At 70.7% G+C, this 25,341-nt stretch carries 29 protein-coding genes and 1 tRNA gene; 14 read left to right on the top strand and 16 right to left on the bottom strand.

What is annotated here, in order from left to right; all coding sequences use genetic code 11:
• Window positions 1-139: 139 nt before the first annotated feature.
• Together DRV85_RS06310 and DRV85_RS06305 are read right to left on the bottom strand one after the other, a co-directional pair.
• A complete protein-coding gene (locus DRV85_RS06310) occupies window positions 140-811 on the bottom strand; it encodes a PRC-barrel domain-containing protein (RefSeq protein ID WP_158540113.1) in 672 nt (223 codons plus the stop codon).
• A gap of 130 nt (window positions 812-941) precedes the next feature.
• On the bottom strand, window positions 942-1,643 hold the full coding sequence (locus tag DRV85_RS06305) for an FAD-binding oxidoreductase (RefSeq protein ID WP_113288593.1): 702 nt from the start codon (window positions 1,641-1,643) through the stop codon (window positions 942-944).
• Between the two features lie 152 nt (window positions 1,644-1,795).
• On the opposite strand from DRV85_RS06305, the gene DRV85_RS06300 reads away from it, so the two are divergent.
• Entirely contained in the window at window positions 1,796-2,815 is a 1,020-nt protein-coding gene (locus DRV85_RS06300) for a hypothetical protein (RefSeq protein ID WP_113288592.1), read from the top strand.
• 84 nt (window positions 2,816-2,899) lie between these two features.
• On the opposite strand, the gene DRV85_RS06295 is transcribed toward DRV85_RS06300, so the two are convergent.
• Complete coding sequence (locus DRV85_RS06295; RefSeq protein WP_233495414.1) at window positions 2,900-3,610, bottom strand: potassium channel family protein; 711 nt, start codon at window positions 3,608-3,610, stop codon at window positions 2,900-2,902.
• Window positions 3,589-5,043 carry a potassium transporter TrkG gene (locus tag DRV85_RS06290; RefSeq protein ID WP_147238814.1) on the bottom strand — a complete coding sequence of 485 codons (1,455 nt, stop codon included), beginning with the start codon at window positions 5,041-5,043 and terminating at the stop codon, window positions 3,589-3,591. Before DRV85_RS06290 ends, DRV85_RS06295 begins: the two co-directional genes overlap by 22 nt.
• Window positions 5,044-5,141: 98 nt before the next feature.
• On the opposite strand from DRV85_RS06290, the gene DRV85_RS06285 reads away from it, so the two are divergent.
• A complete protein-coding gene (locus DRV85_RS06285) occupies window positions 5,142-6,170 on the top strand; it encodes a sodium:calcium antiporter (RefSeq protein ID WP_113288589.1) in 1,029 nt (342 codons plus the stop codon).
• Between the two features lie 8 nt (window positions 6,171-6,178).
• Here DRV85_RS06285 and DRV85_RS06280 read toward each other — a convergent pair whose 3' ends face one another.
• Window positions 6,179-6,841, bottom strand: a complete 663-nt coding sequence (locus tag DRV85_RS06280; protein ID WP_113288588.1) for a DUF4396 domain-containing protein — start codon at window positions 6,839-6,841, stop codon at window positions 6,179-6,181.
• 112 nt (window positions 6,842-6,953) lie between these two features.
• Between DRV85_RS06280 and DRV85_RS06275 the strand changes: the two genes are divergently transcribed.
• Window positions 6,954-7,595: an exopolysaccharide biosynthesis protein gene (locus DRV85_RS06275; RefSeq protein WP_113288587.1), complete on the top strand. Its 642-nt coding sequence runs from the start codon at window positions 6,954-6,956 to the stop codon at window positions 7,593-7,595.
• A 111-nt stretch (window positions 7,596-7,706) separates the two neighbouring features.
• Window positions 7,707-8,645 carry a tripartite tricarboxylate transporter substrate binding protein gene (locus DRV85_RS06270; protein WP_113288586.1) on the top strand — a complete coding sequence of 313 codons (939 nt, stop codon included), beginning with the start codon at window positions 7,707-7,709 and terminating at the stop codon, window positions 8,643-8,645.
• Between the two features lie 12 nt (window positions 8,646-8,657).
• Here the strand turns inward: DRV85_RS06270 and DRV85_RS06265 are convergent, their stop codons facing one another.
• Window positions 8,658-9,545 carry a fatty acid desaturase gene (locus tag DRV85_RS06265; protein WP_113288585.1) on the bottom strand — a complete coding sequence of 296 codons (888 nt, stop codon included), beginning with the start codon at window positions 9,543-9,545 and terminating at the stop codon, window positions 8,658-8,660.
• Window positions 9,546-9,685: 140 nt separating this feature from the next.
• Between DRV85_RS06265 and DRV85_RS06260 the strand changes: the two genes are divergently transcribed.
• Entirely contained in the window at window positions 9,686-9,943 is a 258-nt protein-coding gene (locus tag DRV85_RS06260; RefSeq protein ID WP_113288584.1) for a hypothetical protein, read from the top strand.
• Between the two features lie 89 nt (window positions 9,944-10,032).
• On the opposite strand, the gene DRV85_RS06255 is transcribed toward DRV85_RS06260, so the two are convergent.
• Window positions 10,033-10,108, bottom strand: a tRNA-Ala gene (locus DRV85_RS06255).
• 85 nt (window positions 10,109-10,193) lie between these two features.
• Complete coding sequence (locus DRV85_RS06250; RefSeq protein WP_158540112.1) at window positions 10,194-10,511, bottom strand: TIGR02300 family protein; 318 nt, start codon at window positions 10,509-10,511, stop codon at window positions 10,194-10,196.
• Between the two features lie 104 nt (window positions 10,512-10,615).
• Here DRV85_RS06250 and DRV85_RS06245 point away from each other — a divergent pair, with 104 nt between their 5' ends.
• Genes DRV85_RS06245 through DRV85_RS06235 form a run of 3 tightly spaced genes read left to right on the top strand, consistent with a single transcriptional unit; the run spans window position 10,616 to window position 13,184 of the window.
• Window positions 10,616-11,314, top strand: a complete 699-nt coding sequence (locus tag DRV85_RS06245) for a M48 family metallopeptidase (RefSeq protein ID WP_113288582.1) — start codon at window positions 10,616-10,618, stop codon at window positions 11,312-11,314.
• 35 nt (window positions 11,315-11,349) lie between these two features.
• Complete coding sequence (locus DRV85_RS06240; protein WP_113288581.1) at window positions 11,350-12,000, top strand: GntR family transcriptional regulator; 651 nt, start codon at window positions 11,350-11,352, stop codon at window positions 11,998-12,000.
• The gene (locus DRV85_RS06235) at window positions 12,000-13,184 is read left to right on the top strand and encodes a cation:proton antiporter (RefSeq protein ID WP_113288580.1); all 1,185 of its coding nucleotides are present in this window, start codon (window positions 12,000-12,002) and stop codon (window positions 13,182-13,184) included. The genes DRV85_RS06240 and DRV85_RS06235 overlap by 1 nt, the downstream gene beginning before the upstream one ends.
• 1 nt (window position 13,185) lies before the next feature.
• On the opposite strand, the gene DRV85_RS06230 is transcribed toward DRV85_RS06235, so the two are convergent.
• Window positions 13,186-13,632, bottom strand: a complete 447-nt coding sequence (locus DRV85_RS06230) for a MarR family winged helix-turn-helix transcriptional regulator (protein ID WP_113288579.1) — start codon at window positions 13,630-13,632, stop codon at window positions 13,186-13,188.
• 112 nt (window positions 13,633-13,744) lie between these two features.
• On the opposite strand from DRV85_RS06230, the gene DRV85_RS06225 reads away from it, so the two are divergent.
• On the top strand, window positions 13,745-14,269 hold the full coding sequence (locus DRV85_RS06225; RefSeq protein ID WP_113288578.1) for a cytochrome b: 525 nt from the start codon (window positions 13,745-13,747) through the stop codon (window positions 14,267-14,269).
• 7 nt (window positions 14,270-14,276) lie between these two features.
• On the opposite strand, the gene DRV85_RS06220 is transcribed toward DRV85_RS06225, so the two are convergent.
• The gene (locus DRV85_RS06220; protein WP_113288577.1) at window positions 14,277-15,239 is read right to left on the bottom strand and encodes an acetyl-CoA carboxylase carboxyltransferase subunit alpha; all 963 of its coding nucleotides are present in this window, start codon (window positions 15,237-15,239) and stop codon (window positions 14,277-14,279) included.
• Between the two features lie 89 nt (window positions 15,240-15,328).
• Window positions 15,329-15,922, bottom strand: coding sequence for a LysE family translocator (locus tag DRV85_RS06215; protein WP_113288576.1), 594 nt, complete (start codon window positions 15,920-15,922; stop codon window positions 15,329-15,331).
• A gap of 81 nt (window positions 15,923-16,003) precedes the next feature.
• On the opposite strand from DRV85_RS06215, the gene DRV85_RS06210 reads away from it, so the two are divergent.
• Together DRV85_RS06210 and DRV85_RS06205 are read left to right on the top strand one after the other, a co-directional pair.
• Window positions 16,004-16,447, top strand: a complete 444-nt coding sequence (locus tag DRV85_RS06210; protein ID WP_113288575.1) for an Lrp/AsnC family transcriptional regulator — start codon at window positions 16,004-16,006, stop codon at window positions 16,445-16,447.
• Between the two features lie 77 nt (window positions 16,448-16,524).
• A complete protein-coding gene (locus DRV85_RS06205; RefSeq protein ID WP_113288574.1) occupies window positions 16,525-17,781 on the top strand; it encodes a M24 family metallopeptidase in 1,257 nt (418 codons plus the stop codon).
• A gap of 55 nt (window positions 17,782-17,836) precedes the next feature.
• Here DRV85_RS06205 and DRV85_RS06200 read toward each other — a convergent pair whose 3' ends face one another.
• Complete coding sequence (locus DRV85_RS06200; protein ID WP_113288573.1) at window positions 17,837-18,814, bottom strand: HpcH/HpaI aldolase/citrate lyase family protein; 978 nt, start codon at window positions 18,812-18,814, stop codon at window positions 17,837-17,839.
• Between the two features lie 162 nt (window positions 18,815-18,976).
• Between DRV85_RS06200 and DRV85_RS06195 the strand changes: the two genes are divergently transcribed.
• Window positions 18,977-20,218, top strand: coding sequence for an MFS transporter (locus DRV85_RS06195; RefSeq protein ID WP_113288572.1), 1,242 nt, complete (start codon window positions 18,977-18,979; stop codon window positions 20,216-20,218).
• 116 nt (window positions 20,219-20,334) lie between these two features.
• Window positions 20,335-21,336: an N-acetyltransferase DgcN gene (gene dgcN / locus DRV85_RS06190; RefSeq protein ID WP_113288571.1), complete on the top strand. Its 1,002-nt coding sequence runs from the start codon at window positions 20,335-20,337 to the stop codon at window positions 21,334-21,336.
• A gap of 8 nt (window positions 21,337-21,344) precedes the next feature.
• Here the strand turns inward: dgcN and DRV85_RS06185 are convergent, their stop codons facing one another.
• From DRV85_RS06185 to DRV85_RS06170, 4 genes are all read right to left on the bottom strand, one after another.
• Window positions 21,345-21,815 (bottom strand): acyl-CoA thioesterase, encoded by a 471-nt coding sequence (locus DRV85_RS06185; protein ID WP_113288570.1) that lies wholly within the window; start codon window positions 21,813-21,815, stop codon window positions 21,345-21,347.
• A gap of 64 nt (window positions 21,816-21,879) precedes the next feature.
• Window positions 21,880-22,728, bottom strand: a complete 849-nt coding sequence (locus DRV85_RS06180; protein WP_113288569.1) for an MBL fold metallo-hydrolase — start codon at window positions 22,726-22,728, stop codon at window positions 21,880-21,882.
• A gap of 7 nt (window positions 22,729-22,735) precedes the next feature.
• Window positions 22,736-23,548 (bottom strand): SDR family NAD(P)-dependent oxidoreductase, encoded by an 813-nt coding sequence (locus DRV85_RS06175; RefSeq protein WP_113288568.1) that lies wholly within the window; start codon window positions 23,546-23,548, stop codon window positions 22,736-22,738.
• The gene (locus tag DRV85_RS06170) at window positions 23,545-24,282 is read right to left on the bottom strand and encodes an SDR family NAD(P)-dependent oxidoreductase (protein WP_158540111.1); all 738 of its coding nucleotides are present in this window, start codon (window positions 24,280-24,282) and stop codon (window positions 23,545-23,547) included. The genes DRV85_RS06175 and DRV85_RS06170 overlap by 4 nt, the downstream gene beginning before the upstream one ends.
• A 104-nt stretch (window positions 24,283-24,386) precedes the next feature.
• On the opposite strand from DRV85_RS06170, the gene DRV85_RS06165 reads away from it, so the two are divergent.
• Window positions 24,387-25,328: a TAXI family TRAP transporter solute-binding subunit gene (locus tag DRV85_RS06165; protein ID WP_113288567.1), complete on the top strand. Its 942-nt coding sequence runs from the start codon at window positions 24,387-24,389 to the stop codon at window positions 25,326-25,328.
• Window positions 25,329-25,341: the final 13 nt, after the last annotated feature.

Below are 25,341 nucleotides of genomic sequence, written 5' to 3'. Positions count from 1 at the left end.
TCGCGGGTCATGCCCGATCAGGTCGGCGGATCAACCCGCTCCGGCGGCAAAGAGTTCCCGCGCGGGCGCGGCGCCGGAAACGGAAAAGGCCCCGCCGCGCCGTGCGCGGCCGGGGCCTCCCTTCGGTCCGGGTCGGACCTCAGAACCAGTTTTCTTCGACCTCCGGCATGCCTTCGATGCTGCTCTCGGTCATGTTTGTGACATAGTCGATGTCGCCGCCGCCGGTCTCGACCCGGCGGACGTCCTTCATCGACAGCAGGACGTTGTCGTCGCCGATGTCGAGGAAGCCGCCGTGCTCGATGACGAGCCCCACGGCCTTGCCGTCCTTGCTGAGCACCACGTCGGAGATGTCGCCAACTTCCTGCCAGCCGTCCTCGATCGTGTCAAAGACCTCGGAAGCCGCCCACTCGTCGTCGGACCATTCCTGCTCGACGGCATAGACGTCGCCGCCGATGATCTCGGAGGCGCGCAGCATGTTCGTGGTCATTTCGCCCGAGGTGATCCCGCTGGCGTGCTCGTCCATCGCGACCACGCCGTTGTCCTCTGTGGCGTCGGTCTCGTCGGCGGCCATGTCCGTCTCATCCCCCTGGCCGGAGGCCATGTCGGATTGCTCGCCGTCTTCGCCCGACATCATGCCGGTCTCCTGATCGTCCTGACCGGAGGCCATGTCGGACTGCTGCTCCGACGTCTGTGCCTCGCCGTTCTGCTCCTGCATCGCGGTCTGACCGCCGTTTTCGCCATCATGGCTGTCGGCGAAGACCGGCGCGGCTGCGAGCGCGGCGACCGAGGCGAGAAGAGTTGCGCGTTTCATGGATGTCTCCTTCGAAGCTTGCGTGTCGTTCGTTCGCGCCGCCGCGATCCCGAAGCATCCGGGAGCTGGCGGCGCGAACCTCATTCATTGGCCCCCAACGTGCCCGTGGCGCCGCTGTTCCGCTAAGCGCTCAACTTTCGAAAAGCGCGTCGCGCTCCTCCTTCGGCGGCATCTCCTCGGACACGATGCCGTCGTCCCCGACGCCGTGCGCGGCGAGGGCGTCGCGGACGGCCTTCTCCATCGGCGGCGGGCCGCAGAGGTAGAAAAGCCCCGAAAAGTCGCCGACGAGGCGGCCCAGTAACTCCGCGTCGAGCGGCCCCTGCGGAAAGGTTTCGTGCGGCGCGTCCAGCACGAAACTGGTACGCAGGTCCGGCGCGCGCTCCCACTCCTGGCGCAGGATGATGTCCTGCTCGGCCTTGTTCGAGAAGACGAGGTGGCATCCGCCGAGCGCCCCGTCGCGCGCGCGCCGACGCAGGATCGAGATGAAGGGCGTGAGCCCCGCGCCACCCGCGACGAAGACGCCGGGCCCAGCATCGTGGATCGCGCCCCAGGGCGCGCCAATGCGGACGCGATCGCCCGGCCGCATTTCGGGAATGCGGGCTGTCACCCCGTCGTGGTCGGGATAGCTCTTGATGACGAACTCGAGGTGCGCGTCCTCCGGCTGGCTCGTCATCGTGAAGGGCCGGCGCTCGTCCCGCCAGCCGTCGCGGTCCAGCGTCATCTCGACGGCCTGCCCCGGGACGAACTCGAAGCCCATCGGTTTTTCGAAGACGAGCCGGTTCGTGTCGTGCGTGACCGGCGCAATCTCGAGAAGCGGGATCGTGTAGGCCATCGGGTCTCCATTCTTCGTCAGGGAGCAGGAAACGGCGGCGGGCGCGCTTCGTTCCTCGCGCGGAACCCAAGCGGGGGGATGTCGTTGACAGTCCAAGACACCGGCGCGTCGGACGCGCCGCGACGGCCCTTCTGGACGAGAAAGGACGCAAGATGACTGCCTGGCAGACCAACGATCCCCTCCGTAGGCGATCCGTCCCGCGCGGTGAAACGCAGACGGCCGGGGCGACTCCGGGGGCCGCGAGGCCCGACCCGGTCACTGTCGAGGACGACCCCGCCGTCTATGCAGCGCTCTACGAGCGCGTCGATCCGGGCGTATCGGATTTCGAGCGCTGGGAGGACGGCGAGGAGCATGGCCGGTTCAGCGGCGCTGCCCGTCAGACCCGGCACCTCGGCAGCGGCATCGTCGACGCCGCGCGCGCCAATCCGGTGGGCACCGCGCTGACGGCGGCCGGCATCGCCCTGCTTCTCGCGCCGCGGATCGAGCGCGAGGATGCGCGCGCCGCCTACGAAAGGACGCGCGAGGCGGCGCGCCGTCGCGCCGCGCGGCTGCGCCACGCTGCCGACAGCGACAGGCTGCGCAGCGGTGCGCGCGACCTCCGGGCGCGCGCCGAAGCGTTCGGCGACGACATCGAGGACCGTTTCGATGCGCTGCGCGACCGGATCGACGCGGGCACCGAGGGCATGAGCCGCGAAGCGCGGGCGCGCGTCGTGGCAGCCCGTGTTCGCGCCATCGAAGCCCGCGACCGTGCCCGCGAGGCCGCGCATCGTGTCCGGTCGAGCGCGGGACACGCGATCGACGAAGCGCCGGAACGTGCCGCCGAAACGGTGCGCCATCATCCCTTCGTCGCCGGCGCCGTGGCGCTCGCGGCCGGTGCGGCGATCGCCGCCGCCCTGCCGCGCACCCGCTTCGAAACCGAGCGGCTTGGCGACGTGTCGGAAAAGCTGATGAACGAGGCGGACGCCATCTATCGGCGCGAGCGCGACCGTCTCGCCGACGCGGCGCGAGGCGCGACGGACGAGGCGCGCCAGATGGCGCGCGAGACCGGCGAAGCCCTGCGCGAGCGGGTGCCCGACGCGGAAGAGGCGGTCGAAAGGACGGCCGAGGAAGCGCGCAAGAGCGCGGCCCGGATCGCCGAAGGCGCACGGCGCGGCGCGCAGGGCAACGACTGAGCCGCGCAGGGCCGCCTGCGGCCGGACCCGCAAGGCCCCGCGCCGGACGATGGCGCGGGGCCTCCTTCGTTGCGGCTTTCGAACTCACTCCGCGTCGGAGTTGTCTTCGGGCTCCGCGAAAAGCTGGTCCATGCGATCCTGCGCGTCGGGCGCGACAGCGACGATCAGCAGATCGCCCTCGCGCACGGTCGTGTCCTCGTCGAGCAGACGGTCTTCGCCCTCGCGGGTGAGCGCGATGGCGCGCGCCTGCTTCGGCAGCCCGAGGTCAGACACGCCCTGCCCGTCCTGCGCGGCCTGAACCTTGTAGCCGAGCACGTCGAAGCCCGAATAAGCCCGCAGGTCGAGCGCCGTGTCGGCATGCTCTTCGAGCGAGCGCACGATCGACCGCGCGACCGTGGCATGGGGCGTGATCAGGTTCTCCAGTCCGAGTTCGTCGCAAACAGCGAGAAGCTGCCGCCGGACGATCTGCGGCACGACGCGGGGGTAGCCGACCGACCGGCCGACCAGAGCCGCGAGGATATTCACGTCGTCCACGTTGGTCAGCAGCACCAGCGCGTCCGCGCCGTCGGCATAGGCGTCGCGCAGCACCGAGGGCAGCGAGCCGTCGCCCTCCAGAAAGCCGCAGTCGATCTCTTCCGCCAGACGTTCGAGCTTGGCGCCGTCCTGGTCGACGAGCACCACGTCGTGCCCTTCCTCGACGAGCTGTTCGGCGGTGGCGATTCCGAAACGCGAGGCCCCGACGATGACGATGCGCATGGCGTCCTTCCTTTCCTTCAGCCGCGATCCGGCGCCCATGTCGCGGGCGCGAGCACCGCGATGAGCGCGAGAAATTCCAGTCGCCCGAGCAGCATGGCCGCGATCAGCACGAGCTTGAGCGGCCAGGCGAGGTCGGGCCCGGCCGCCCCGGCCGAGAGACCCACCGTGGAGAGGGCCGAAACCGTGTCGAACAGCGCGGCCAGGGCCGGGACACCTCCGGCCAGCATGGCGAGCCAGACGGCGAGCGCCGAGGCCGCGTAGAGCGCGACGACCGCGAGCGTCGCCACGATCCGCTGCTCCGGCATGCGCTCGCCGTTCGCCATCAGCGGCGTCACGGCCTCGGCCGGCACGCGGAGGCGCAGCAGCGCGACGCGCACCGCCCGCGCGAAGGTGAGTGCGCGTTCGAGTTTGATTCCGCCTGCGGTCGAGCCCGCGCCGCCGCCCACCACCATCACCGCGAGCAGAAGCGCAAGCAGGGGCGGAGCCGCGTCCACCGGCGCGACGGAAAAACCCGCCGTGGTCACGCCGCTCAGAGTGTTGAGCAGACTGTCGAGCGCCTGGGCCGGGCTGCCGCTCAGCGCCAGATGCAGGAGCGCGGCCAGCCCCGAAGCGCCCAGCGCGAAGGCGAGCATCGCCGCGGCATTGGTGCCGAAGAGCGCGCCGCGCAGCCCGTCGCGGCGCAGCTTCACGTAGAACAGCAGCGAAAACGCGGCCGCGAGCGAGACCAGCATCACCGCGGCCTGGGCGGCACGCGAATAGCTGGCGAGACTGTCGGGGCGCGGCGTGAAGCCGCCCGTCGAGACGGCGCTGAGCGCCACGGCGATCGCCTCCCACCAGCTCGGGAAGAGCGGCAGGAAGACCGCGACCGCCGCCACAGTGAGCACGACATAGGCCACGAGCAGCGCCCGCGCCTGGCGGCGGGTCGAGGTGCGCAGGTCGCGGTCGGGCAACCCGGCGCGCCCCATCGTGCTGGCCGCGCCGCGCGCCGCCGCACCCGGCCCGAGGATCAGCGCGACCCCCGCCACGGCGATCGCGAAGCCGCCGCACCACTGCATCCAGGCCCGCAGCGCGTGGCCCGCAAGCGGCCACTCCATCGTGCCGGTCGCCACGGTGAGCCCCGTGGAGGTGATCGCCGAGACGCTTTCGAAGGCCGCGTCGACCGGGGGCATGCCCAGCGTCACATAAGCCGGCGCTGCGAGCGCGGCGACGCCCACGAAGAGCAGCACCAGCACCGCCAGCGCCTCGATCTGTCTGAGGTCGCGCTGGGGCGGGAACCGCGGCGCCAGCGCGGCGCCTGCGAGCGTGGGCAGCAGCGCACAGCCAAGCGCGATGGCGAGCCGCCCCGCACCCTCTGCCAGCGCCACGGCGAAGGGGGGCGCGAAGACCATGCCCACGACATGCGCCTCGCCGAGCGCGGCGCGCAGCACCCTGTCGGGCCTGGCGCGCCAAGAGACGCTGGCCTGTCCCTGCAATGCGGCGTGTCTCCCTTTTCGCCAGTCATGGCACAATCCCGGTCAGTCTGTCGCGGTTCCTGTTTGAAACCGGGCGCCGCCAGTGGTGTTGGGGGGTCATGTTCGCTGCGCTCGATACGATCATCCTTCTTGCGCTCTTCGCCGGCGCCACGGTCGTCATCCTGACCGGCGGCACCCGGCTGACCGGCATGGCCGACCGGATCGCGGACCGCACCGGCCTGGGCGAGGCGCTGGTGGGCGGCGTGCTGCTCGGCGCGGCGACGTCGCTCTCGGGGTCGATCGTCTCGCTCACCTCGGCGCTGGACGGGCGCGCCTCGCTCGCCTTCTCCAACGGCATCGGCGGGATCGCGGCGCAGACGGCCTTCCTCGCCATGGCCGATCTGCTGCATCGCCGCGCCAATCTCGAACACGCCGCGGCCGAACTCGCGAACGTTTTCCAAGGCACGCTGCTGATGCTGCTGCTGTCGCTGCCGCTCGCGGCCTGGGCGCTGCCGGAGGTCGCGCTCTTTGCGGTCCATCCGGCCTCCGTCGTGCTCTTCGGCGTCTATCTGCTCGGCGTCTATGCCTCGCATCAGGTGCGCGAGAAGCCGATGTGGCGTCCCGTCCGCACGCATGAGACCGAACCTGACGAACCGGATGAACCGGAGGCGCGCGACCGGTCCACCGCGATGCTCCTGCTGCGCTTCGCGCTGCTGATGCTGATCATGGGCGCCGCCGGCTGGCTCATCGCCAAGGTGGCCGGCGTCCTGGTGGACCGGCTGGGGCTGTCGGCCTCGGTCATGGGCGCGCTCGCGACGGCGGTCGTCACCTCGCTGCCCGAACTCGTGACCACGCTCGCGGCGGTGCGCCGCGGCGCGCTGCAACTCGCCGTCGGCGGCATCATCGGCGGCAACACCTTCGACACGCTCTTCCTGACGATCTCCGATGTCGGATATCGCGAGGGCTCGCTCTACCACGCCATCGGGCGCGACGACCTGTTCTGGCTGGTGGTGGGCCTGATGCTGACGGCGGTCCTGACGCTGGGCCAGCTCTACAGGCAGCGGCACGGCCCCGCCGGCATCGGGATCGAGAGTTTCGCGATCCTCGGCATCTACGCGCTGGCGATCCTCGCGCAGACCCTGCTGTAGGCGGGCGATCAGGCCTTGGCCATCTCGCGCGGGTCGTGCATCCCCTCCTTCACGCCGAAATACACGAGCGCCACGTTCACCGGCCATGCCGCGACGAGACCAAGTGTGAGCGAGGTCATCATGGCCGTCCAGAACAGCACGTCGCCCAGCCCCGCGTCGCCCGAAAGCCAGAGATCGACGCCGATGGCCACCACCTCCATCACCACGATGGAGGCGGTCTCGCTCACCAGCGAGTCGCGCATCGCCCGGCCGAAGGGCACGCCATCGTGCATCAGCGGCCCGAGGGTCAGGACGATTCCGAAAGTGAAGGCGAAGGCGAAGGTGACGAGGGCCGTCGGCATGGTGCCCAGCGCGAGGATGCCCACCGCCAGGATCAGGCCCACGATCTCGCCGAGCCCGCAGCCGGAGTAGCAATGGGCGGTCGAACGCCACCCACGCCGCCAGATGGTGTCGCGCGGGATCTGCTTGCGCCCCGTGGTCCAGTAGATCAGCAGCCCGACCGGGCCCGAATAGAGCACCGTCAGCGCCCAGACGACCTTCATCAGGGGGCCGATCTCGGGATTGTTGCGGCGGAAGTCCCGGATCAGGATGGCGACGCTGACGAGCGAGAGGGCCAGCCACACGATCAGGACCGCGGGTTGCGAGAGAAATATAGCGAGGGTCTGGCGCATGCGGGTCTCCTGAGCCTTGATAGGGCGGAACCGGAGCCGAGGCGGTGCGGTTCCCGCGTCGCGGCACGATGGCGCCGAGGCACGAGCTTGCGCCTGCGAAGGAGACCACGCAATGGGGCGACCCGGCGCCGAAGCGGCGGATGACGGGAGAAACACGGCGGTCGGTGGCGCGGTGCAGGAGATCCTCCACAGGCTCTGCGCCGCGGCGCAGAGCGATCCCGTCACCCTCGGCGACGTGGTCGCGGCGTTCGGCCGCCGCTCGTTCCTGCCTGTGCTGATGGTGCCCGCGCTCCTTGTCGTCTCGCCGCTCTCCGGGGTGCCCTTCTTCTCGTCGGTCTGCGGGCTCTCCATCGCGCTTGTCTCGGCCCAGATGCTCTGGCCGGGGCAGGAGTGTCTCTGGCTTCCGGGGAAGCTCACACGCCGCCGGCTGAGCGGGCCGAGGGCGCGCGCCGGAATCGCGCGGCTGGCCGGGCTGGCGCGCTGGCTGGACAGGCACGCGCGTCCGCGCTGGCGCGTTCTGCTGCGGCGGCCGGGCCGGCACCTCGTCGAAGCCGCCTGCCTGGCCTGCGGCCTGGCGATGCCCTTTCTCGAGGTCGTTCCCTTCTCTTCCTCCATCCTCGGATTCGCGGTGCTGCTCATGGCGACCGGCCTGCTCGCCCGCGACGGGCTCTTCGCCCTTCTGGGGCTGGCGGTGACGCTCTCCGGGCCGCTGGCGGCGCTCGCGGCCTTCGACGCGGTGTTCCGGCCGGGCTGAGGCGGTGCGCCCGCGGCGGGCACGGGCGCGCGGCGTTTGACAGACGCGGGCCGCCCCGCGACAATGGATTACGTGGCGTCACCCGCGTCGCGGCAGTCTTGGAGGGACGAGATGAAAAAGATCCTGACCGCGGCGCTTGCAGCGCCTTTGGCGATGGCGGCGGCGCCGGCCGTCGCGGAATACCCCGAGAAGCCCGTCGAATTCGTCGTGCCCTGGCCGCCCGGCGACCTCGAGGACATCCTGACGCGGATGATCGCCGAGGACTTCCAGGAGACTTACGGCGTGCCTGCCGCGGTGCTGAACAAGCCGGGCGGTGGCGGCGGACCCTTCCCCGGCGCGGTCGAGGTGGCGATGGCGCCGCCCGACGGCTACACGATCGGCTCCTTCGTGATCGGCGTGCCGGTGATCGGCCCGCAGATCGGGATCCCCGCGCTCGATCCCGACCCCTTCGACCCGCTGGGCATCTTCCTGACCTATCCCTTCGTGATCGCCGCCTCCGGCGACGCCCCCTACGCGGACATGGCCGCGCTGGCGCGGCACGCGCAGGACAACGACGTGGTGCTCGGCCATTTCGGCGGCGCGGCGCTGCCGACACGGGTCACCAAGGCGCTCGCGCGCGAGATGGGCTTCGCCTATTCCTCGGACTCCGCCTTCGACGCGCTCGACTGCAACACGCTCGCCAGCGGCGACGCCGACGTCATAAACACGACCTTGCAGCTGATCCTGCCCTGCCTGGACGAGGTCACCATGCTCGCAGCGATGACCAGCGAGCGCATCGCGATCCTGCCCGAGACGCCGACCATCGGAGAGCTCGCGCCGGAACTGGACATCTCGACCTGGAACGGCCTCTTCGTGCATGAGGACACCCCGCAGGACGTCCGCGACAAGATCATCGCCGTCGCGCGGCAGACGATCGCCAGCGATCGTGCGCAGCAGGTGGCCGAGGAGACGGGCGCGCTCGTCTACTGGATGGACGCCGAGGCGAGCGAGGCGCAGATCGCGGCGGATATCGAGACGCTGGAGCGGATCGACGCCTTGCTCGCCGACTGAGCTGAGGACGCCTCAGCGAAGGGAGGCCGCATACCGCCGCGTGAAGCGGGCGTAGCCCTGTTCGGTCTCCTTCAGATGCGGCCGCGCGATCCGGTGGAGGTCGGGCAGCTTGTGGAAGGGGACGGAGGGCCAGGCGTGGTGTTCGGCGTGATAGGGCATGTTCCAGGCGAGAAACCGCACCAGCCCGGTGGTGAACGTGGTGCGCGTGTTGGCGAACATGTCGGCCACGGCCGGGCAGCGTCCGTGCTCGGCCAGAAGGTAGAGCCGCAGGGCCGGGAAGCCGAGCGCCAGCGGCAATAGCCAGGCCGTGAAGAGCCAGGGCGCGACTGTCGCCATCAGCGCGGCGGCCAAAGCGTAGGCCGCCAGCATGACCCGCGCCTCCCGGCGCAGCCGCGGGTGCACGCTGCGCGGCAGGTATTCCGCCTCGATCCGGCCGAAGGCGTTGGTCCACAGCACCGCCGCCTTGTCCCGCCAGTAGCCGATCGTCGAGAGATGCCAGAGGAAGGCCGGCCAGCTCCCGGGCTTCTCCGCTGCGCGTTCGGGGTCGCGGTCGGGATCGTTGGTGTGGCGGTGATGCGCGAGGTGGAAATAGCGGAACCAGGCGAAGGGCTGCACGATCAACACGCCGGCGATGCGGCCCACCCAGTCGTTGAGCCGATCGTCGGCGAAGGGCGTCTTGTGCGTCGTCTCGTGCTGCAGCGTGAAGAGAAACGCGAGCAGCACGCCCTGCACCGGCAGGATGAGCGGCCAGCCCGGCACGCGCGCCGCGATTGCCGCCCCGAGCAGCAGAATCGCGCCGCCGTGCACCCCCAGGCGGCGCAGGCCCGGCCCGCTCGAGCGGGCCGTCAGGCGCGCGCGATCGGCCTGCGGAATCGTCGCGAGCAAGCCTCGATGATTCATGCCGCGCCTCGTCCAGCCACCTGCGTCACCATAGCGCGCCGCGCCGGCCCGTCCAACGCGCGCGGTGCGGCAACGTCACGGGTCGACAACCGTGGACGACCAGCTAACTCGAGGTGGCAGCTTGACGAAGGAGGGACAGGATGGACGGCAGCACCCAGCTCGAGCAGGAGCTTCCGCCGGAACTGGCGGCGCGGCGCGAGGCGGCGCTCGCCTCGCTGCGGCAGAAGGCGGTGAAGCGCGAGGCCGGCGGCTACGCCGTGATGGCCGGCATCATGAGCCTCGGCCCGGCGACGCAGGGCGGCGGGCGGCTCGGCAAGACCGTGCACTATGCGCGGCTGTTTCTCATCGCCTTCGCGATGCTCGCGCCCAATTACCTGATCTGGCGCCTGCTTCTCTGAGCGGCGCCCCGTGCCCCGGTCCTTGCGGCCGGGGCCGCTCGGCCCGAGACGGGCAGCCGTGTCTCTGTCGGTGCCAAAACAAGGGGTATTGGTGGAGCCTACCGGGATCGAACCGGTGACCTCTTGCATGCCATGCAAGCGCTCTCCCAGCTGAGCTAAGGCCCCTTTGGTGCCGCGTGTCCTAGACGCAGCGCCGGAGAGGATCAAGCGGAAAATGCGGCGCCCGCGCGCCACGGAAAACCGCCCGGCATCACCCCTCGTCGTCGTCCGAGGATACGTCGGCGATGTCGTCCAGCGAGACGTTGCTGTCCTCGTCGTCTTCGAGAACATCGTCCTCCAGATCCACATCGACCGAGTCGTCCTCGATCACCGCGCTGTCCCCTTCGGAGGACTTGCTGCTCGCCTTCGTGCTCTCTTCGGCGGCGGAAGAGATCATGCGGCTGCGGCCGGTCTCGATATCGACGATCTCGCCCGTATAGGGGCTGACCACCGGATCGCGGTTCAGATCGTAGAAACGCTTGCCTGTGGTCGGGCAGAGCCGCTTCGTGCCCCATTCTTCCTTGGGCATGGTCATCCTCATCTCGTGTTCGCTCTTGCCGGCGACTCGGCGCTCCTGACATAAGGGCGCAACCCTTGTCAAAGCCTTTGCCGACGCGGCCGGAGATTGCGCATATGGGCCAACGCGTCCTGCCCGGCAACCCCCCTATCGCCGTCACGCTGCGCCGCTCGCCGCGCGCGCGGCGGATCAGCCTGCGGGTCTCGGCGCTGGACGGCAGAATCACCCTGACCCTGCCGCGCGGCGTGTCGGAGGCCGAGGGGCTCGCCTTCGCCCGCTCCAAGGCGGAATGGCTGCGGGCGCAACTCGACAGGCCAGGCGCCGTAGAAGTGGCGCATGGCGTGGCGCTGCCGGTGGAGGGGGAGCCGCATGACGTCTCCCCGGGGACGGGCCGGGCGGTGCGGCGCGAGGGCGGCCGCCTTCTGGTGCCGGGGCCTGCGGCGCAGGCGGGCGCGCGCGTGCAAGGCTGGCTAAAGGCCCTTGCACGCGAGCGCCTGGCGGCGGCTGCCGACCGGCACGCGGCGGCGCTCGGGCGGCCCTATTCGCGGCTCACCCTGCGCGACACGCGCTCGCGCTGGGGTTCCTGCTCGCAGGCGGGCGCGCTGAGTTTCTCATGGCGGCTGGCGATGGCGCCGCCCGAGGTGCTCGACTACGTGGCGGCGCACGAGGTGGCGCATTTGGCCGAGATGAATCATTCGCGCGCCTTCTGGGAGGTGGTTCGCCGGCTCTACGGCCCTTACGAAGCGGAACGGCGCTGGCTGCGCGAGCACGGGACGGCGCTGCACCGCTACCGTTTCGCGGCGATGCTCGCGTGATTGACGGCCGCGCGATTTGTGATCACACATAGGACATGCTGCTCAATCCCCGCCCCTCCGAGGCCGTGCCCGCCGCGCATGACCGGGTCTACCGGGGCCTGCGCGCACGCGTCATGCACGGGCAGATCGAACCGGGCGAGGCGCTCACGCTGCGCGGTATCGGCCGCGAGTTCGGCGTCTCGATGACGCCGGCGCGCGAGGCGCTGCGCCGGCTGGTGGCCGAGGGCGCGCTGTCGATGTCGAGTTCGGGTCGCGTCACCACGCCCGAGCTCTCCAACGAGCGGATCGAGGAGCTGGCCGCGCTGCGGGCGCTGCTCGAGGTGGAACTCGCCAGCCGCGCCATGCCGCGCGCGCACATGGCGCTGATCGACCGGCTGCAGACGATCAACGCGAGCGTCGGCGAGGCGGCGCAGCGGCAGGACGCCGTGGCCTACATTCGCGCCAACCTCGAGTTTCACCGCACGCTCTACCTGCGGGCGCAGGCCCCGGCGATGCTGGCGATGGCCGAGACGGTCTGGCTTCAGATGGGTCCGACCATGCGGCGCCTCTACACCCGGCTGAAGCGGCGCGAGCCGCCGCATTATCACCGGCTGATCATCGCCGCCCTCAAGGCCGGCGACGAGCCGGGCCTGCGGCTGGCCGTGCGCTCGGACGTGACGCAGGGCCTCAAGATGCTCGCAGGCTGATGGGCCACGTCGAGACGGCCTCGCTGGTGCCCGTGCTGCTCGCGCTGGGCGGGTTGTTCCTGGCGGGGCTTCTGGCGGATGCCGTCGGCCGGCGCACGGCGCTGCCGAGGGTCACGCTGCTGCTGGCCTGCGGGATCGCGGCAGGCGGCGGCGGCCTCGACCTCATCCCGCAGGCCGCGCAGGACTGGTACGGATTCCTCTCCGTCACGGCGCTGACGATGGTGGCCTTCCTTCTGGGCGGCGCGCTCGACGCGCGCACGCTGGCGGCGCACGGGCGCGCGATCCTGGCGGTCTCGCTCGCCATCGTGGGCATCACGCTCCTGCTCGTCGCGGCAGGTCTCTGGGCGCTTGGCCTCGATCCCGCGACGGCGCTGGTGCTGGGGGCCATCGCGACCGCGACCGCGCCCGCCGCGACGGAGGACGCCATCCGCCAGAGCGGCTGCCGCGGCGGCTTCGTCGACACCCTGCGCGGGATCGTCGCGATCGACGATGCCTGGGGCATGGTCGCCTTCGCCCTCGCCGTGGTCGTGGCGCAGGCGCTGCTCGGGGCGAACGGCGGGCACATGCTGGCCGAGGCGGCCTGGGAGATCGGCGGGGCGCTGGCGCTGGGTGGCGCGATCGGGCTGCCGGCCGCGGCGCTGACCGGGCGCCTCTCGCCCGGCGAGCCGCTGCAGACCGAGGCGCTGGGCCTCGTCTTCCTGACCGCGGGGCTCGCCATCTGGCTCGAGGTCTCCTTCCTGCTCGCCGGGATGACGGTAGGCGCGGTGATCGTGAACCGCGCGCGGCATCACGAGCGCGCCTTTCACGAGATCGAGCACATCCAGTGGCCCTTCATGCTGCTGTTCTTCATCCTCGCGGGGGCTTCTCTGGACCCCGAGAGCCTCGTCGCCCTGGGCGCGCTGGGGGCGGGCTATGCCGCGCTGCGCATCGCGGCGCGGCTTGGCGGCGGCTGGCTGGGCGCGCGCCTGGGCGGGGCGCCCGCGCGCGAACGCTGGCTCTACGGTCCGGCATTGCTGCCGCAGGCGGGGGTAGCGGTGGGCATGGCGCTGGTCGCGGCGCAGGAGTTTCCGGAGCGGGCGGAGATGATCCTGACGCTGACCATCGGGACGACGGTGTTCTTCGAGCTGATCGGTCCCGCCGCCACGATCCTCGCCGTGCGGCGGGCTACGCGTGCGGGCGACTAGGCTAGTCGCGGTCGGCGTCGGGCAGGATGCGTCGCAGAAGCTCTGCGAGCGCCTGGCGTTCGTCGGCCCCGAGCGGGGCAGTAAGCGCGGCGTTCGTCTCCGCGACGATGGTTTGCAGCTCCGGCGCGCGGGCGCGCGCGGCTTCGGTCGGATGCACGCCCTTCGCGCGACGCGAGCGCGGGTCGGGGCGGCGCTCGACGAGGCCCGCCGTCTCCAGGGAATCGAGCGCCCGGCTGATCGCATAGGCCGGCTGTCCGAAGCGCGCGCCGATCTCGGCCTGGCTGGCGCCCGGCCGCTCGAGCACGGCGACGAGCACCGCGAACTGCAGCACGCTCAACCCGAGCGGTTCGAGCCGCGCGGCCATCTCGCGTTCCGCGGCCGCGGCAACGCGCTGGACAAGCCAGCCGATGCTGGATCTTCGCGTCGCGCCGAACCCCGTGTCGCTCATTCGCAGAGCCTAGTCGCAAAATAGTGCATTTGCAAATATTGCAATTTCAATAGATTCAGCCACCCGCTATCATTTGGCCGACTCGACCAGGACACGCACGGAAGCTCCGGCAATGACCCGATACCATCCAGCCCTCGTCGCGCTGCATTGGCTGCTCGCGCTGATGATCCTGGGCGCCCTGATCGGCGGCGCCTTCAGCCTCGATCCCATCCCCGAAGAGTCACCGGACAAGATCGGCGTGCTGCGGCTGCACATGATCTTCGGCCTCGCGATCCTCGCGCTTATGGTGGTGCGCCTGATCGTCCGGCTGCGCACGCCGCACCCCGAGCCCGCCGACATCGGAAACGAGGCGCTGAACCAGGTCGCGCCCTGGCTGCACTGGCTGTTCTACGCGCTGGTCTTCGGGCTCGCCGCTTCGGGGATCGCGATGGCGCTCGAGGCGGATCTCGGCGCGATCGTCTTCGGCGGCGCGCCCGGACCCGTTCCGGAGCTCGACACGCTCACGCCGCGGGCCGGGCACGGACTTTTCGCGCTCGCTCTGGCGCTGCTGATCGCCGGCCACGTCGGTGCGGCGCTTTATCACCAGCTGGTGCGGCGCGACCGGCTCATGCGGCGGATGAGCTTCCGCCGGGACTGACCTGCGCTCAGGCGGCGAGGCCCTTCGTCCCCATGTCGAGGAACTTCTGCCGGCGATCCGCGCGCAGCTTGTCGCGCGACTGCCCGCCGAGCTCGCCGAGCATGGCGCCCAGGGCCTCTCCGACCGCGCCGATGGTCGCCTCCGCATCGCGGTGGGCGCCGCCCAGCGGTTCGGGCACGATCCGGTCGATGACGCCCAGCTTCTTGAGATCCTGCGCGGTGAGCCGCAGCGCCTCGGCGGCCTCGCGCATCTTCTCGGCGTCCTTCCACAGGATCGAGGCGCAGCCCTCGGGCGAGATCACCGAATAGATCGAATGCTCCAGCATCGCCACGCGGTTCGCCGTGGCGAAGGCGACCGCTCCGCCGGAGCCCCCCTCGCCGATGATGACCGAAACCAGCGGCACGCCGAGGCCGAGGCAGGTCTCGGTCGAGCGCGCGATCGCCTCTGACTGGCCGCGTTCTTCGGCGCCCTTGCCCGGATAGGCGCCCGGCGTATCCACCAGCGTGATCACCGGCAGGCCGAAGCGGTCGGCCATCTGCATCAGCCGGATCGCCTTGCGGTAGCCTTCGGGGCGCGCCATGCCGAAATTGCGCTCGAGCCGGGTCTGGGTGTCGTGTCCCTTCTCGTGGCCGATCACCATGACGGGGCGGTCGTCGAAGCGCGCCAGCCCGCCGATCACCGCCTGATCCTCGGCGAAGTTGCGGTCCCCGGCGAGCGGCGTGAACTCGGAAAAGAGCGCCTCGACGTAGTCGATGCAGTGCGGCCGCTGCGGGTGCCGCGCGACCTGCGTCTTCCGCCAGGGCGTGAGATCCTTGTAGAGCTGGGCGAGCATCGCGGCGGCCTTGCCGTCGAGCGCGGCGGCCTCCTCCTCGAGGTCCACGCCCTCGCCCGATCGCGCCATGGCGCGGAGTTCCTCGGCCTTGCCCTCGAGCTCGGCCAGCGGCTTTTCGAAGTCGAGATAGATCGTCATGGGCCGCCCGTCCTTGCCTCGCGGGTATATGACGGCGGCCCGTCGCGGATGCAACAGGGGCTCATCGGCCCTGACGGGCCTCTTCGCCCTTATCCCGCGAGCGCGGGCCAGAGCGAGGCGAGCAGAAGCGCCGCCATCGTCAGGTTGAAGGCCCGCAACCGGCCGGGCGCGTGCAGCCAGCGGCCGAGATGCACGCCCATCACCGCCCAGAGGCTCACCGAGGGCAGGTTCACCGCGCCGAAGATCGCCGCGACCGCCAGCACCGCGCCGAGGCCGCGGTCGGGCGCGTAGAGCGTCACCGCCGTGAGCGCCATGGTCCAGGCCTTTGGGTTCACCCACTGGAAGGCCGCGGCCTGCAGGAAGGTGAAAGGGCGCCCGCGCGGGCCCCCGGCCTCGGGCGGGGCCGCGCGGGCGATCCGCCAGGCGAGCCACCCCAGATAGAGCGCGCCCGCCGCGGTGAGCAGGCTCTGCGCGGCGGGCCAGGCATCGAAGAGCCGCATGACTCCCAGCCCGACGAGCGTCACCATCACCACGAAGCCCGCGCTGATGCCCAGCATGTGCGGAAGCGTGCGCCTGAGCCCGAAATTCGCCCCCGAGGCCATCAGCATCAGGTTGTTCGGCCCCGGCGTGATCGAGGCGACGAGCGCGAAGCCCGTGAGGGCGAGAAGCAGGTCGCTTGTCATGCCTGCAGCATCGCGCCTGGCGCAGGGCCGGAGATTGCGAATTGTTGTGCCATGGTCGCGCGTGCGCAATAAATCCGGATCATGGACGCCGTCGACGATCACATATTGCACGTCCTGTCCCGTGAGGGTCGGATCAGCAATCTGGCGCTGGCCGAGCGGGTGGGCCTCTCGCCCTCGGCCTGCCTGCGCCGCGTCGCGGCGCTGGAGAAGGCGGGCGTGATCCGCGGCTATCGCGCGGTGCTGGATCCGGCGAAGCTGGGCGTCGGCTTTCTCGCCTATGTCACGGTGGGTCTCGGACGGCACACCAAGGACGCGCAGGAGGCTTTCGAGCGCGCGGTGGCCGCCAGTCCCGAAGTCCGCGAGTGCCACAACATCACCGGCGATCGGGAATACCTGTTGCGGGTCGAGGCCGCCGATCTCGCGGCCTACAAGCGCTTTCACACCGAGGTGCTGGGCACGCTGCCGCAGGTGCAGTCGATCACCAGCTACGTGGTGATCGGCTCGCCCAAGGACATGCGCGGCTGAGCCCGTCCGCCGCCCCGATCGCGGCGCATTGCAGGGCGCGTCGCGCGGCAGTAGCCTCGGGACCGAAGGAGGCGCCGATGACCACGCTGGACTGGCACGCTGATCGCAGCGCGCTCTCCAATCTCGCGCGGCTCGACCGCGCCCCCGAGAGCGGGGGCATCGACCTCGCCTTCGTGCGCCGCGACCGGCAGGCGCGGGTCCGCGCGGAGATGGCGGCGCGCGGGATCGGGGCGCTGATCCTGTCGGATCCCGTCAACATCCGCTACGCTACCGGCACGCGGAACATGCAGATCTTCACCGCGCGCAACGCGCCCGCGCGCTATCTCGTGCTGACGGCGCATCGCGCGATCCTTTTCGAGTTCACCGGCTGCGAGCACCTCGCGGAGGGCTTCGAGACGGTGGACGAGGTCCGGCCCGCGCGCACGGCGAGCTACGTGGCCGCAGGCCCCGAGATCGCCGCGCGCGAGAAGAGCTGGGCGGCCGAGATCGCGGAACTGCTCCGTGAACTGGGCGCGCATGACGGCCCCGTGGGCGTCGAGCGCTTCAATGCCGGGGCTGCGCTCGCCCTGCGCGACGAGGGGCTCGAGATCGTGGACGCGCAGGAACCCGTCGAACGCGCCCGCGCCATCAAGTCGCCCGAAGAGCTGAAATGCGTGCGTGCCTCGTTGCGGGCCACCGAAGACGGCGTGGCAGCCCTGCGCGCCGCGATCCGCCCCGGACAGACCGAGGCGGAACTCTGGTCGGTGCTCCATCAGGCCGTGATCGCCAGAAACGGCGACTACATCGAGACGCGGCTGCTCAACGCGGGCCCGCGCACCAACCCCTGGTTTCAGGAAACATCCGACAGCGTGATCGGCCCCAACGAGCTCATCGCGCTGGATACCGACGTGGTGGGGTGCCACGGCTACTATTCCGATTTCTCGCGCACCTTCCATGCGGGACCGGACGCGCCCACGCCGGCGCAGCGCGAGCTCTACCGGACCGCCTACGAGCAGGTGCATCACAACATCGGCATCCTGCGCCCCGGAATGAGTTTCCGCGACTATGCCGAGGCCGCCTGGGACATCCCCGCGAAATACCACGCCAACCGCTACTACCTTTCCGCGCACGGCTGCGGGATGACGGGCGAATACCCCTATCTCTACCACCGCGGCGATTTTCCCGACGCGGGCTACGACGGCGAGATCCTGCCGGGCATGACGCTCTGTGTCGAAAGCTACATCGGCGAGGAGGGCGGCGCGGAAGGCGTGAAGCTCGAGCAGCAGGTGCTGATCACCGAAACGGGCGTGGAGGTGCTCTCGAAGTTTCCGTTCGAGGAGGATCTCCTGCGCTGAAACGAAGAAGGGCGGCCCCTGGGGCCGCCCGTTCCGAAGCCGGTGCGATGCGCCCTTACCGGGCCGCGATCATTTCGGCCTGCTTCACGATCACCTCGGCCTGCTTGATCGAGGCGATGTCGATCAGCTTGCCCTTGTAGGTCACCGCGCCCTTTCCTTCCGCCTTGGCCTGATCCATCGCGGCGATGATGGCGCGGGCGTCCTCGACGGCGGCGTCCGAGGGGGTGAAGACCTCGTTCGAGAGCGCCACCTGGCTGGGGTGGATCGCCCATTTGCCGACGCAGCCCAGTGTGGCGGAGCGCAGCGCCTGCGCCTTGAAGCCGTCGGGGTCGGAGAAATCGCCGAAGGGGCCGTCCACCGGCAGCAGGCCGTGGGTGCGGCAGGCGGCGACGATGGCGACGATGGGATAGTGCCAGGGGTCGGCGTAGTGGACCTGCCGCTCGCCCTCGGCCTCCTTCGGCGAGAGCATGTAGTAGTTGGACTGCGTGCCGCCGATATGCGTCGTCGCCATCCCCATGTAGGCGGCGTAGTCGGCGGGACCGAGGTGCAGCGACTCCATCCGCGGGCTCGCCGCGGCGATCTCCTCGACATGCGCGAGGCCCGCCGCCGTCTCGATGATCGCCTCGAAGCCGATGCGCTTGTCCTTGGCCGTGGCAGCCTCGACCGCCGAGACCAGCGCATCGACGGCATAGATGTCGCCGGCGCAGCCCGCCTTGGGGATCATGATCGCGTCGAGCCGGCCCTTCGTGCCTTCCAGCAGGTCCACGACATCGCGATACCAGTAGGGCGTGTCGAGCCCGTTGATCCGCACCGAAAGCGTCTTCTTGCCCCAGTCCACGTCGTTGATCGCGGCCACGACGTTCTTGCGCGCCGCGTCCTTGTCGTCTGGCGCGACCGAGTCCTCGAGGTCGAGGTTGATGACGTCCGCGTCGCTTGCGGCCATCTTCTCGAAGAGCTCCGGCCGTGAGCCGGGGCCGAAGAGCTGGCAGCGGTTGGGGCGCGCAGGGGGGCTGGGCGGGATGGTGAAGCTCATGCGGGTGTCCCTCGTCTGACCTCGATGCGAAAGGCTCGCCGAGCGGGCTAGTGGATCGGCCCCCTGCGCGCAAGAGAGTTTCGCGCGGCGGCACAGCAGGGCATCATTCTGGCGCGGGCGCGCCCTCCCCAACCGGGCGACGGTCTCTCCTATCTGCACGTCATGCGACGGATCGTGCTGGCGAACTGGGCGCTCTTTCTGGGGATCGGCCTGCTTCTGGTGGCGAACGGGCTTCTGCTCACGCTGCTGACCGTGCGCGCCAACGAACTGGGCTTCTCCGCCACCGCGATCGGCGTGATGCAGGCGGGCTACCCGGCGGGTGCGCTGGCGGGCACCCTCCTCGCGCCGCGGCTGATCGAACGCGCGGGGCATGTGCGCGCCTTCGCCGCGCTCGCCGCGATCTGCTCCATCACCGCCATTGTCCATCTGCTGACCGAGGACGTGGCGACCTGGACCGCCATGCGCGTTCTGGCCGGCGTGTGCTTTCCGGGCCTCTACGTCATCACCGAGAGCTGGCTCAACGCGCAGGCGGCGAACCGCGAGCGCGCGCAGGTGCTCTCGGTCTATTTCCTGCTCCAGTCGGGCGGCACGGCGGCCGGGGCGGCGCTGGTCGGCTGGCCCGGCGCTGGTCAGGCGGTCCTTTTCGGCCTCGTGTCGATCCTCGTGTCGCTCTCGGTCGTGCCGCTGCTGCTGTCGCGCGTCGTCGTGCCGCGGCACGACCGGGCCGAGCCGATGCCGCTGACGCGGCTCTACCGCATATCGCCCATGGCGATTTCCGGTGCGGTGCTCAATGGCGCGGCGATGGGGGTGCTCTTCATCACCGCGCCGCTCTACATGCTGGAGCTCGGCGTGGATCGGGCGGTGGCCGCGACGCTGGTCTCGGCGATGACCCTGGTGGGCGCGGCCGCGCAATACCCGGTGGGCTGGATCTCCGACCGGATCGACCGGCGCTGGGTGGTGCTGGCGCTGTCGGCGGCGGGCGCGGCTTTCGCCGCCGCCGCCGTGCCGACGGGACCCTCGGCGGCGCTGCTGCTTCTTTCGGCCGCGGCGGCGGTCTGCGTGCCGACCTATTCGGTCTGCCTCGCCCATGCCAACGACCAGCTCAAGCCGTCGCAGATCGTGCCGGCGGGTGGCGCGATGGCCTTTTCGCTGAACCTGGGACTGCTGGGCGGGGCCTTCGCCGGGCCTGCGGCAGTGGACCTCGCGGGGCCGGCGGGCTTCCCGGCGCTGCTCATGGCGCTCTTCGCCGGCACCGCGGCGGTGGCGGCGGCCCGGCGCGCGGTCACTGCGGCGCCGGCCGAGACCGGCCAGGCGCAGCGCGTCGGCGGCTTCGGCGGCCCGCAGACGAGCTATCTGCAGACCGAGGCGGCCATCGAAGCCGAAGAGCGCCGCGACGCCCGATGATGCCGCGTTCACGGGTCGAGGCGGGAGAATCTTGCGCATCCCGCCCCAGCCACCGAAGCTTTGCGATGCATTTCCCGCAGCGTCCGTTAGGATCGGCCGCAACGACGGAGGCCGCGATGATCGAGACACCCTATCTGCTCTTTCTGGGCGACGCGCCCGACCCGCTCGCCGCGAAGGTGGCGCAGGGGATCAGGGACTGGCGTCCCGACAACGCCGTGGGCCAGTACCGGATGGAGGGCTGCAAGGCCGACCTCGGCCTGCCGGACATGACGCTGGCCGAGGCGAAGGCCGCCGGCGCGAAGACCCTGGTCATCGGCGTGGCGAATCGCGGCGGCGTGATCTCGGCGGCCTGGAAGAAGGTGCTCGTGGCCGCGCTGGAGGAGGGCTTCGACCTCGCCTCGGGCCTGCACAACCTGCTGCGCGACGAGGAGGATCTCTCGGCGGTGGCGCGGGCGACCGGCCGGGTGCTGCACGACGTGCGCGTGCCTTCCGTGAAATACCCGATTGCCGACGGCAAGCCGCGCGCCGGCAAGCGCCTGCTGGCCGTCGGCACCGACTGTTCGGTGGGCAAGATGTACACCACGCTCGCCATGGATGCTGAGATGAAGAACCGGGGCATGAAGTCCAGCTTCCGCGCCACGGGTCAGACGGGCATCCTGATCACCGGCGACGGCGTGCCGCTCGATGCCGTTGTGGCGGACTTCATGGCCGGCTCCATCGAATGGCTGACGCCCGAGAACGACCCGGATCACTGGGACGTTATCGAGGGGCAGGGGAGCCTCTTTCACATTTCCTATTCGGGTGTGACGCTGGCGCTGATCCACGGCGGCGCGCCGGATGCGCTGGTGCTCTGCCACGAGCCCACGCGCCCGCATCTGCGCGGCCTGCCGGATCACCCGGTGCCGAGCCTCGAGGCGCTGCGCGACCTCTCGCTGACCATGGCGCGGGTGGCGAATGATCGCGCCGAAGTGGTGGGCGTCTCGGTCAACACGCAGCATCTGTCGGAGGACGAGGCCAGGAGCTACTGCGCCGAGGTCGAGGCGCGGATGGGTCTGCCGACGGTCGATCCCTTCCGCCACGGTGCCGGCCGGCTGGTGGACGCGCTCGCGGGTCTCTGAACCGCTCTTCAGTCGGGGGGGTGGCAGACCGCGGGCCTCGCGAGCAGCGCGGCGCGCAAGGGCTCGGGCAGGGGGGCGGAGCGCATCCGCCCCTCGGCATCGCGCGCGGTCCATACCCGCACCTCCTCGCCCTCGACCGCCACCTCGCCGTGCAGCCGCAGAACATGCCGCACGCCGAAGCTCGACCGCGTGAGCCAGGCCGCATGGCTGGTGATCGCGCAGCTGTCGCCGTAGGTCACCGGCCGCAGGAAGCGCGCCGTCGTCTCGACCAGCGGAATGCCGGCCGCCTGATACGCCGCGAGGAAATCGCGCTTGTTCATCCCGGCGGCGGCTTCCAGCAGACGCGCCGTGCAGTCGTCGAAGACCTCCATGAAGCGGGGGTTGAACACGATGCCCGCGGGGTCGCAGTGCCCCCAGGCCACGCGCCAGTCCACGGTGTTGAAGAACTGCCCCTCGACCCGGTCCTTGCCGTCGCTCATCGCTGCCTCCCTTCGTGCGCCCGCCGCACAAGAGGCGGTTCGCGGCCCGATGTCCAGCCGCGGCTCAGGCGGCGGGGCGGAACGCGCGGCCCGCGCGGGCCACGCGCATCCAGCCGGGATCGGGGAAATGCGCGGGGATCAGCCAGCGGCCGCTGTCGGCCAGCTCCTCCAGCAGCCGCAGGCGGCTCGCCCGCGCCGCTTCGGCGTCCGAGCAGAAGGCGCTCACCCAGTCGGGGCGTGCGAGCTGCACCGGCGAATGGATCGCGTCGCCGGCGAAGACCGCGCCCGCGCCGTGGTCGGCGTGAATGCACATGTGCCCCGGGGTGTGGCCCGGCGTTGTCTCGAGCGTCAGGCCACGCGCCAGCTCCCAGCCATCCTCGACAAGGTCCATCCGGCCCGCCGCCATCACCGGCAGCACGCTGTCGGCGAAGGCGCCGTGCGCGTCGGCGGCGCCGTCCCAGTGGCGGTATTCCGTGCGCCCGCAGACGTAACGCGCGCCGGGGAAGGTCGGCACCCAGCGCCCGTCCTCGCGCACCGTGTTCCAGCCCACGTGGTCGGCGTGCAGATGGGTGCACATCACCACGTCCACGTCGTCGGGGCGCAGCCCTTCCGCCGCCAGCGCCGCGATAAGCGCGCCGCTGCGGCGCCGGTGCCACTCGGGGCGCGCGGGGCGATCCTTGTCGTCGCCGACGCAGGTGTCGATCAGGATCACCCGCCCCTCGAGCCGCAGAAGCCACGCGCGCATGGCCATGTGCAGGATGCCGTCCGAGAGCACCTCCGGCCCGATCCAGTCGATCCCGTCGAGCGCGGCAGGGTCCGCGCCCGGCATGATCTCGGAAAGCGGAATGTCGAAGCGTGCGAGGTCCGTGAGCCCGGAAACCTCCAGCGCGCCGAGCGTGAGCCTCTGGGTCATCGCGTCCTCACATGATCTTCGGCTTGTCGACAGGCGCGTCGCGCGCGGCCTCCGGCCCGTCCCAGAGCCGGCCGATGAAGCGCGCGCCCGTCACCCCGTTCGAGGCGTCGGAAGCGAGCCAGAGGATCGCCTCGCGCATCACCGCAGGGGACAACAGGTTGCCGTCGGCGCCCTTCTTGTCCGCCGAGGGGGGGAGAAGGTCGGTGTCGGCGGCACCACCGGGCAGCAGCACGTTGACGTCCACGCCCGTGCCGTCGAGGTCCTGCGCCCAGACGCGCGAGGCGGCCTCGAGAAAGGCCTTCGACGGCCCGTAGGGCGAATAGCCCCGGCGCACCATGGTCTGGTCGGAGGTCGAGACGTTGACGATCTTGCCGAAACCCTGCGCGATCATGTGCGGCACGGCCGCCCGCGCCATCAGAAATGGGCCATTCACGTTGGTCTCCACGATCGCGCGCCAGGCGTCCGCCTCGGCCTCCCAGAACTTCGTGGGCGTCGTGTTGAAGGTCTCCGAGATCAGGCGCATGCCGCGGCCCGCGTTGTTCACCAGCACGTCGATGCGCCCGAAGCGACCGACGCAGGCGGCGACCGCGGCCTCCGCCGCCTGCGGGTTGGCCACGTCGAAGGCATGGGCCAGCACGTTGTCGGCGCCGGTCAGCGTGGCCAGCTCCTCCGCCGTGCGGTCGAGCTCCGGCGTGGCGGAGGCCCCGGTGATGCAGAGCCGCGCGCCCGCCTCGGCCAGCGCCAGCGCCATCTCTCGGCCCAGTCCGCGCGATCCCCCGGTGATCAGGACCACGCGGCCCTTCAGCGATGCGTCGCTCATGGCATGTATCCCCCGCCGTTCACCCAGAGCACCTGTCCCGTCATGAAGGCGCTGTCCGGCCCCAGCAGGAACAGGATGGGGCCCACCACGTCGGCGGGTTGCGCGAGCCGGCCCAAAGGCGTCATCCGCGCATAGGCGTCGACGTCGAGCGAGGTGGGCGCGTCCTCGTCCGAGCGCCCCGTGCCGCCGCGCAGAAAGGCCGTGTCCACCGCCGCGGGCCCCACCGCGTTGACGCGCACCTCCGGCGCGGCCTCCAGCGCCAGCGTCTTGGTCAGATGCACCATCGCGGCCTTGTTGGCGCCGTAAAGGCCGTAGCCCGGCCGAACGTGCGCCGCGAGGCCGGAGACCACGTTGACCATCGCGCCGCGCGCGGCGCGCAGGCCGGGCAGGGCGGCGCGCGCGGCGAGATAGGCGCCGCGGAAATTGCCGGCCATGACCTCGTCGAATTCCTCCGCCGTCGTTTCCTCCAGCGGCGTCACCCCGGTGTGAAAGCCGGCAAGGTTCACGAAGCCCTCCATCGGCCCGACCTGCGCCATTGCGGCGGCAAGCCCGTCGGCGTCCGTCACGTCCACGGGCAGCGCGCGCATGCCCTGGGCCACCGGGTGCCGGTCGAGCGAGTGGGGCAGGTCCAGCACCGTGACCACCCAGCCCTCGTCCAGCGCGCGTGCGGCGAGTGCCCGCCCGATGCCACCCGCGCCACCCAGCAGCGCGATCCGCTTCCCGTCAGAGGTCATGCGCCTTTCCTCTTGTCCGGACAAATCTCCTGTATAGGATATCAGGACAAGACGAATGACAAGCGGCGGGACACGCCGCGCGCAGCAACAGAGAGGATCGGACAATGACGGCATTCTTCCGGAACGGGGCCTTCGGCGTGATCGCGGCGCTGGCGTTCGCCGCGCCGGCCGCCGCGCAGACCGTGGCGCTGGGCACCACGCAGGGCGGTGCGACCGGCCAGATCGGCACCGCGATCTCCAACGTGGTCTCGGCGGCCGGCGAGGTGCAGGTGCGCCCGCAGGTCTCGGCCAATACCTCGCAGTACATCCCGCTGGTCAACGCCGGGCGGCTCGAGTTCGGCATCGCGAACTACCCGCAGACCTGGTACGCGATCGACGGCTCGGGCATGTCCGACCAGCCCAATCCCGACCTGCGCATCGTGGCCACGCTCTTTCCCTTTCAGGCCGGCATCGTGGCGGCCGAGGATCAGGGGATCGAGGGGATGGAGGACATCGCCGGCAAGAACGTGCCGCGCTTCCCCGACGGCTCGCTGGGCGACTACATCATCCGCATGGCCCTGGCCGCCGGCGGGCTGACCTACGACGACGTGACGGAGGTGCCGATCGCCAACTTCCCCCGCATGTACGACGCGATCAAGCAGGGGCAGACCGACATTTCGATCGCCACCATCGGCTCGCAGCCGACCTACGACCTCGAGGCGGCGCTGGGCGACATCCAGTTCATCCCCTTCTCCGAGGACGCGGCGGAGGTGATCCAGGAGGTGCTGCCCGGCACCTACCTGCGCGAGATCGAGGCCAGCGAGGAGCTGCCTGGCCTCGACGCGCCCACCCGCGTCTTCGCCTACGACTACCTGCTCTTCGCGCACAAGGACGTGCCCGACGACATCGTGACCGCCGTGGCGAAGGCCATGCATGAGAGCGAGGAGGCGCTGAAGGCCACCAGCCCGCTCTGGTCCGAATATGATCCGGGTGCGCTCGGCAAGGAGATCGGGCTGGAGTATCACCCGGCGGCGGCGGACTTCTACGCCTCGGTCGGGGCGAGCTGACCGCGCGGCGCGC

Origin of the sequence: Rhodosalinus halophilus, assembly GCF_003298775.1 — a bacterium.
GTDB lineage: Bacteria > Pseudomonadota > Alphaproteobacteria > Rhodobacterales > Rhodobacteraceae > Rhodosalinus > Rhodosalinus halophilus.
This window is presented reverse-complemented; position numbering and strand designations above follow the sequence as displayed.

Excerpts from the sequence above, each read along its gene's own strand:
- DRV85_RS06310 (WP_158540113.1), bottom strand. The coding sequence starts at position 811 with ATGAAACGCGCAACTCTTCTCGCCTCGGTCGCCGCGCTCGCAGCCGCG.
- DRV85_RS06305 (WP_113288593.1), bottom strand. The coding sequence starts at position 1,643 with ATGGCCTACACGATCCCGCTTCTCGAGATTGCGCCGGTCACGCACGAC.
- DRV85_RS06300 (WP_113288592.1), top strand. The coding sequence starts at position 1,796 with ATGACTGCCTGGCAGACCAACGATCCCCTCCGTAGGCGATCCGTCCCG.
- DRV85_RS06295 (WP_233495414.1), bottom strand. The coding sequence starts at position 3,610 with ATGGGCGCCGGATCGCGGCTGAAGGAAAGGAAGGACGCCATGCGCATC.
- DRV85_RS06285 (WP_113288589.1), top strand. The coding sequence starts at position 5,142 with ATGTTCGCTGCGCTCGATACGATCATCCTTCTTGCGCTCTTCGCCGGC.
- DRV85_RS06280 (WP_113288588.1), bottom strand. The coding sequence starts at position 6,841 with ATGCGCCAGACCCTCGCTATATTTCTCTCGCAACCCGCGGTCCTGATC.
- DRV85_RS06275 (WP_113288587.1), top strand. The coding sequence starts at position 6,954 with ATGGGGCGACCCGGCGCCGAAGCGGCGGATGACGGGAGAAACACGGCG.
- DRV85_RS06270 (WP_113288586.1), top strand. The coding sequence starts at position 7,707 with ATGAAAAAGATCCTGACCGCGGCGCTTGCAGCGCCTTTGGCGATGGCG.
- DRV85_RS06265 (WP_113288585.1), bottom strand. The coding sequence starts at position 9,545 with ATGAATCATCGAGGCTTGCTCGCGACGATTCCGCAGGCCGATCGCGCG.
- DRV85_RS06260 (WP_113288584.1), top strand. The coding sequence starts at position 9,686 with ATGGACGGCAGCACCCAGCTCGAGCAGGAGCTTCCGCCGGAACTGGCG.
- DRV85_RS06250 (WP_158540112.1), bottom strand. The coding sequence starts at position 10,511 with ATGCCCAAGGAAGAATGGGGCACGAAGCGGCTCTGCCCGACCACAGGC.
- DRV85_RS06245 (WP_113288582.1), top strand. The coding sequence starts at position 10,616 with ATGGGCCAACGCGTCCTGCCCGGCAACCCCCCTATCGCCGTCACGCTG.
- DRV85_RS06240 (WP_113288581.1), top strand. The coding sequence starts at position 11,350 with ATGCTGCTCAATCCCCGCCCCTCCGAGGCCGTGCCCGCCGCGCATGAC.
- DRV85_RS06235 (WP_113288580.1), top strand. The coding sequence starts at position 12,000 with ATGGGCCACGTCGAGACGGCCTCGCTGGTGCCCGTGCTGCTCGCGCTG.
- DRV85_RS06230 (WP_113288579.1), bottom strand. The coding sequence starts at position 13,632 with ATGAGCGACACGGGGTTCGGCGCGACGCGAAGATCCAGCATCGGCTGG.
- DRV85_RS06225 (WP_113288578.1), top strand. The coding sequence starts at position 13,745 with ATGACCCGATACCATCCAGCCCTCGTCGCGCTGCATTGGCTGCTCGCG.
- DRV85_RS06220 (WP_113288577.1), bottom strand. The coding sequence starts at position 15,239 with ATGACGATCTATCTCGACTTCGAAAAGCCGCTGGCCGAGCTCGAGGGC.
- DRV85_RS06215 (WP_113288576.1), bottom strand. The coding sequence starts at position 15,922 with ATGACAAGCGACCTGCTTCTCGCCCTCACGGGCTTCGCGCTCGTCGCC.
- DRV85_RS06210 (WP_113288575.1), top strand. The coding sequence starts at position 16,004 with ATGGACGCCGTCGACGATCACATATTGCACGTCCTGTCCCGTGAGGGT.
- DRV85_RS06205 (WP_113288574.1), top strand. The coding sequence starts at position 16,525 with ATGACCACGCTGGACTGGCACGCTGATCGCAGCGCGCTCTCCAATCTC.
- DRV85_RS06200 (WP_113288573.1), bottom strand. The coding sequence starts at position 18,814 with ATGAGCTTCACCATCCCGCCCAGCCCCCCTGCGCGCCCCAACCGCTGC.
- DRV85_RS06195 (WP_113288572.1), top strand. The coding sequence starts at position 18,977 with ATGCGACGGATCGTGCTGGCGAACTGGGCGCTCTTTCTGGGGATCGGC.
- dgcN (WP_113288571.1), top strand. The coding sequence starts at position 20,335 with ATGATCGAGACACCCTATCTGCTCTTTCTGGGCGACGCGCCCGACCCG.
- DRV85_RS06185 (WP_113288570.1), bottom strand. The coding sequence starts at position 21,815 with ATGAGCGACGGCAAGGACCGGGTCGAGGGGCAGTTCTTCAACACCGTG.
- DRV85_RS06180 (WP_113288569.1), bottom strand. The coding sequence starts at position 22,728 with ATGACCCAGAGGCTCACGCTCGGCGCGCTGGAGGTTTCCGGGCTCACG.
- DRV85_RS06175 (WP_113288568.1), bottom strand. The coding sequence starts at position 23,548 with ATGAGCGACGCATCGCTGAAGGGCCGCGTGGTCCTGATCACCGGGGGA.
- DRV85_RS06170 (WP_158540111.1), bottom strand. The coding sequence starts at position 24,282 with ATGACCTCTGACGGGAAGCGGATCGCGCTGCTGGGTGGCGCGGGTGGC.
- DRV85_RS06165 (WP_113288567.1), top strand. The coding sequence starts at position 24,387 with ATGACGGCATTCTTCCGGAACGGGGCCTTCGGCGTGATCGCGGCGCTG.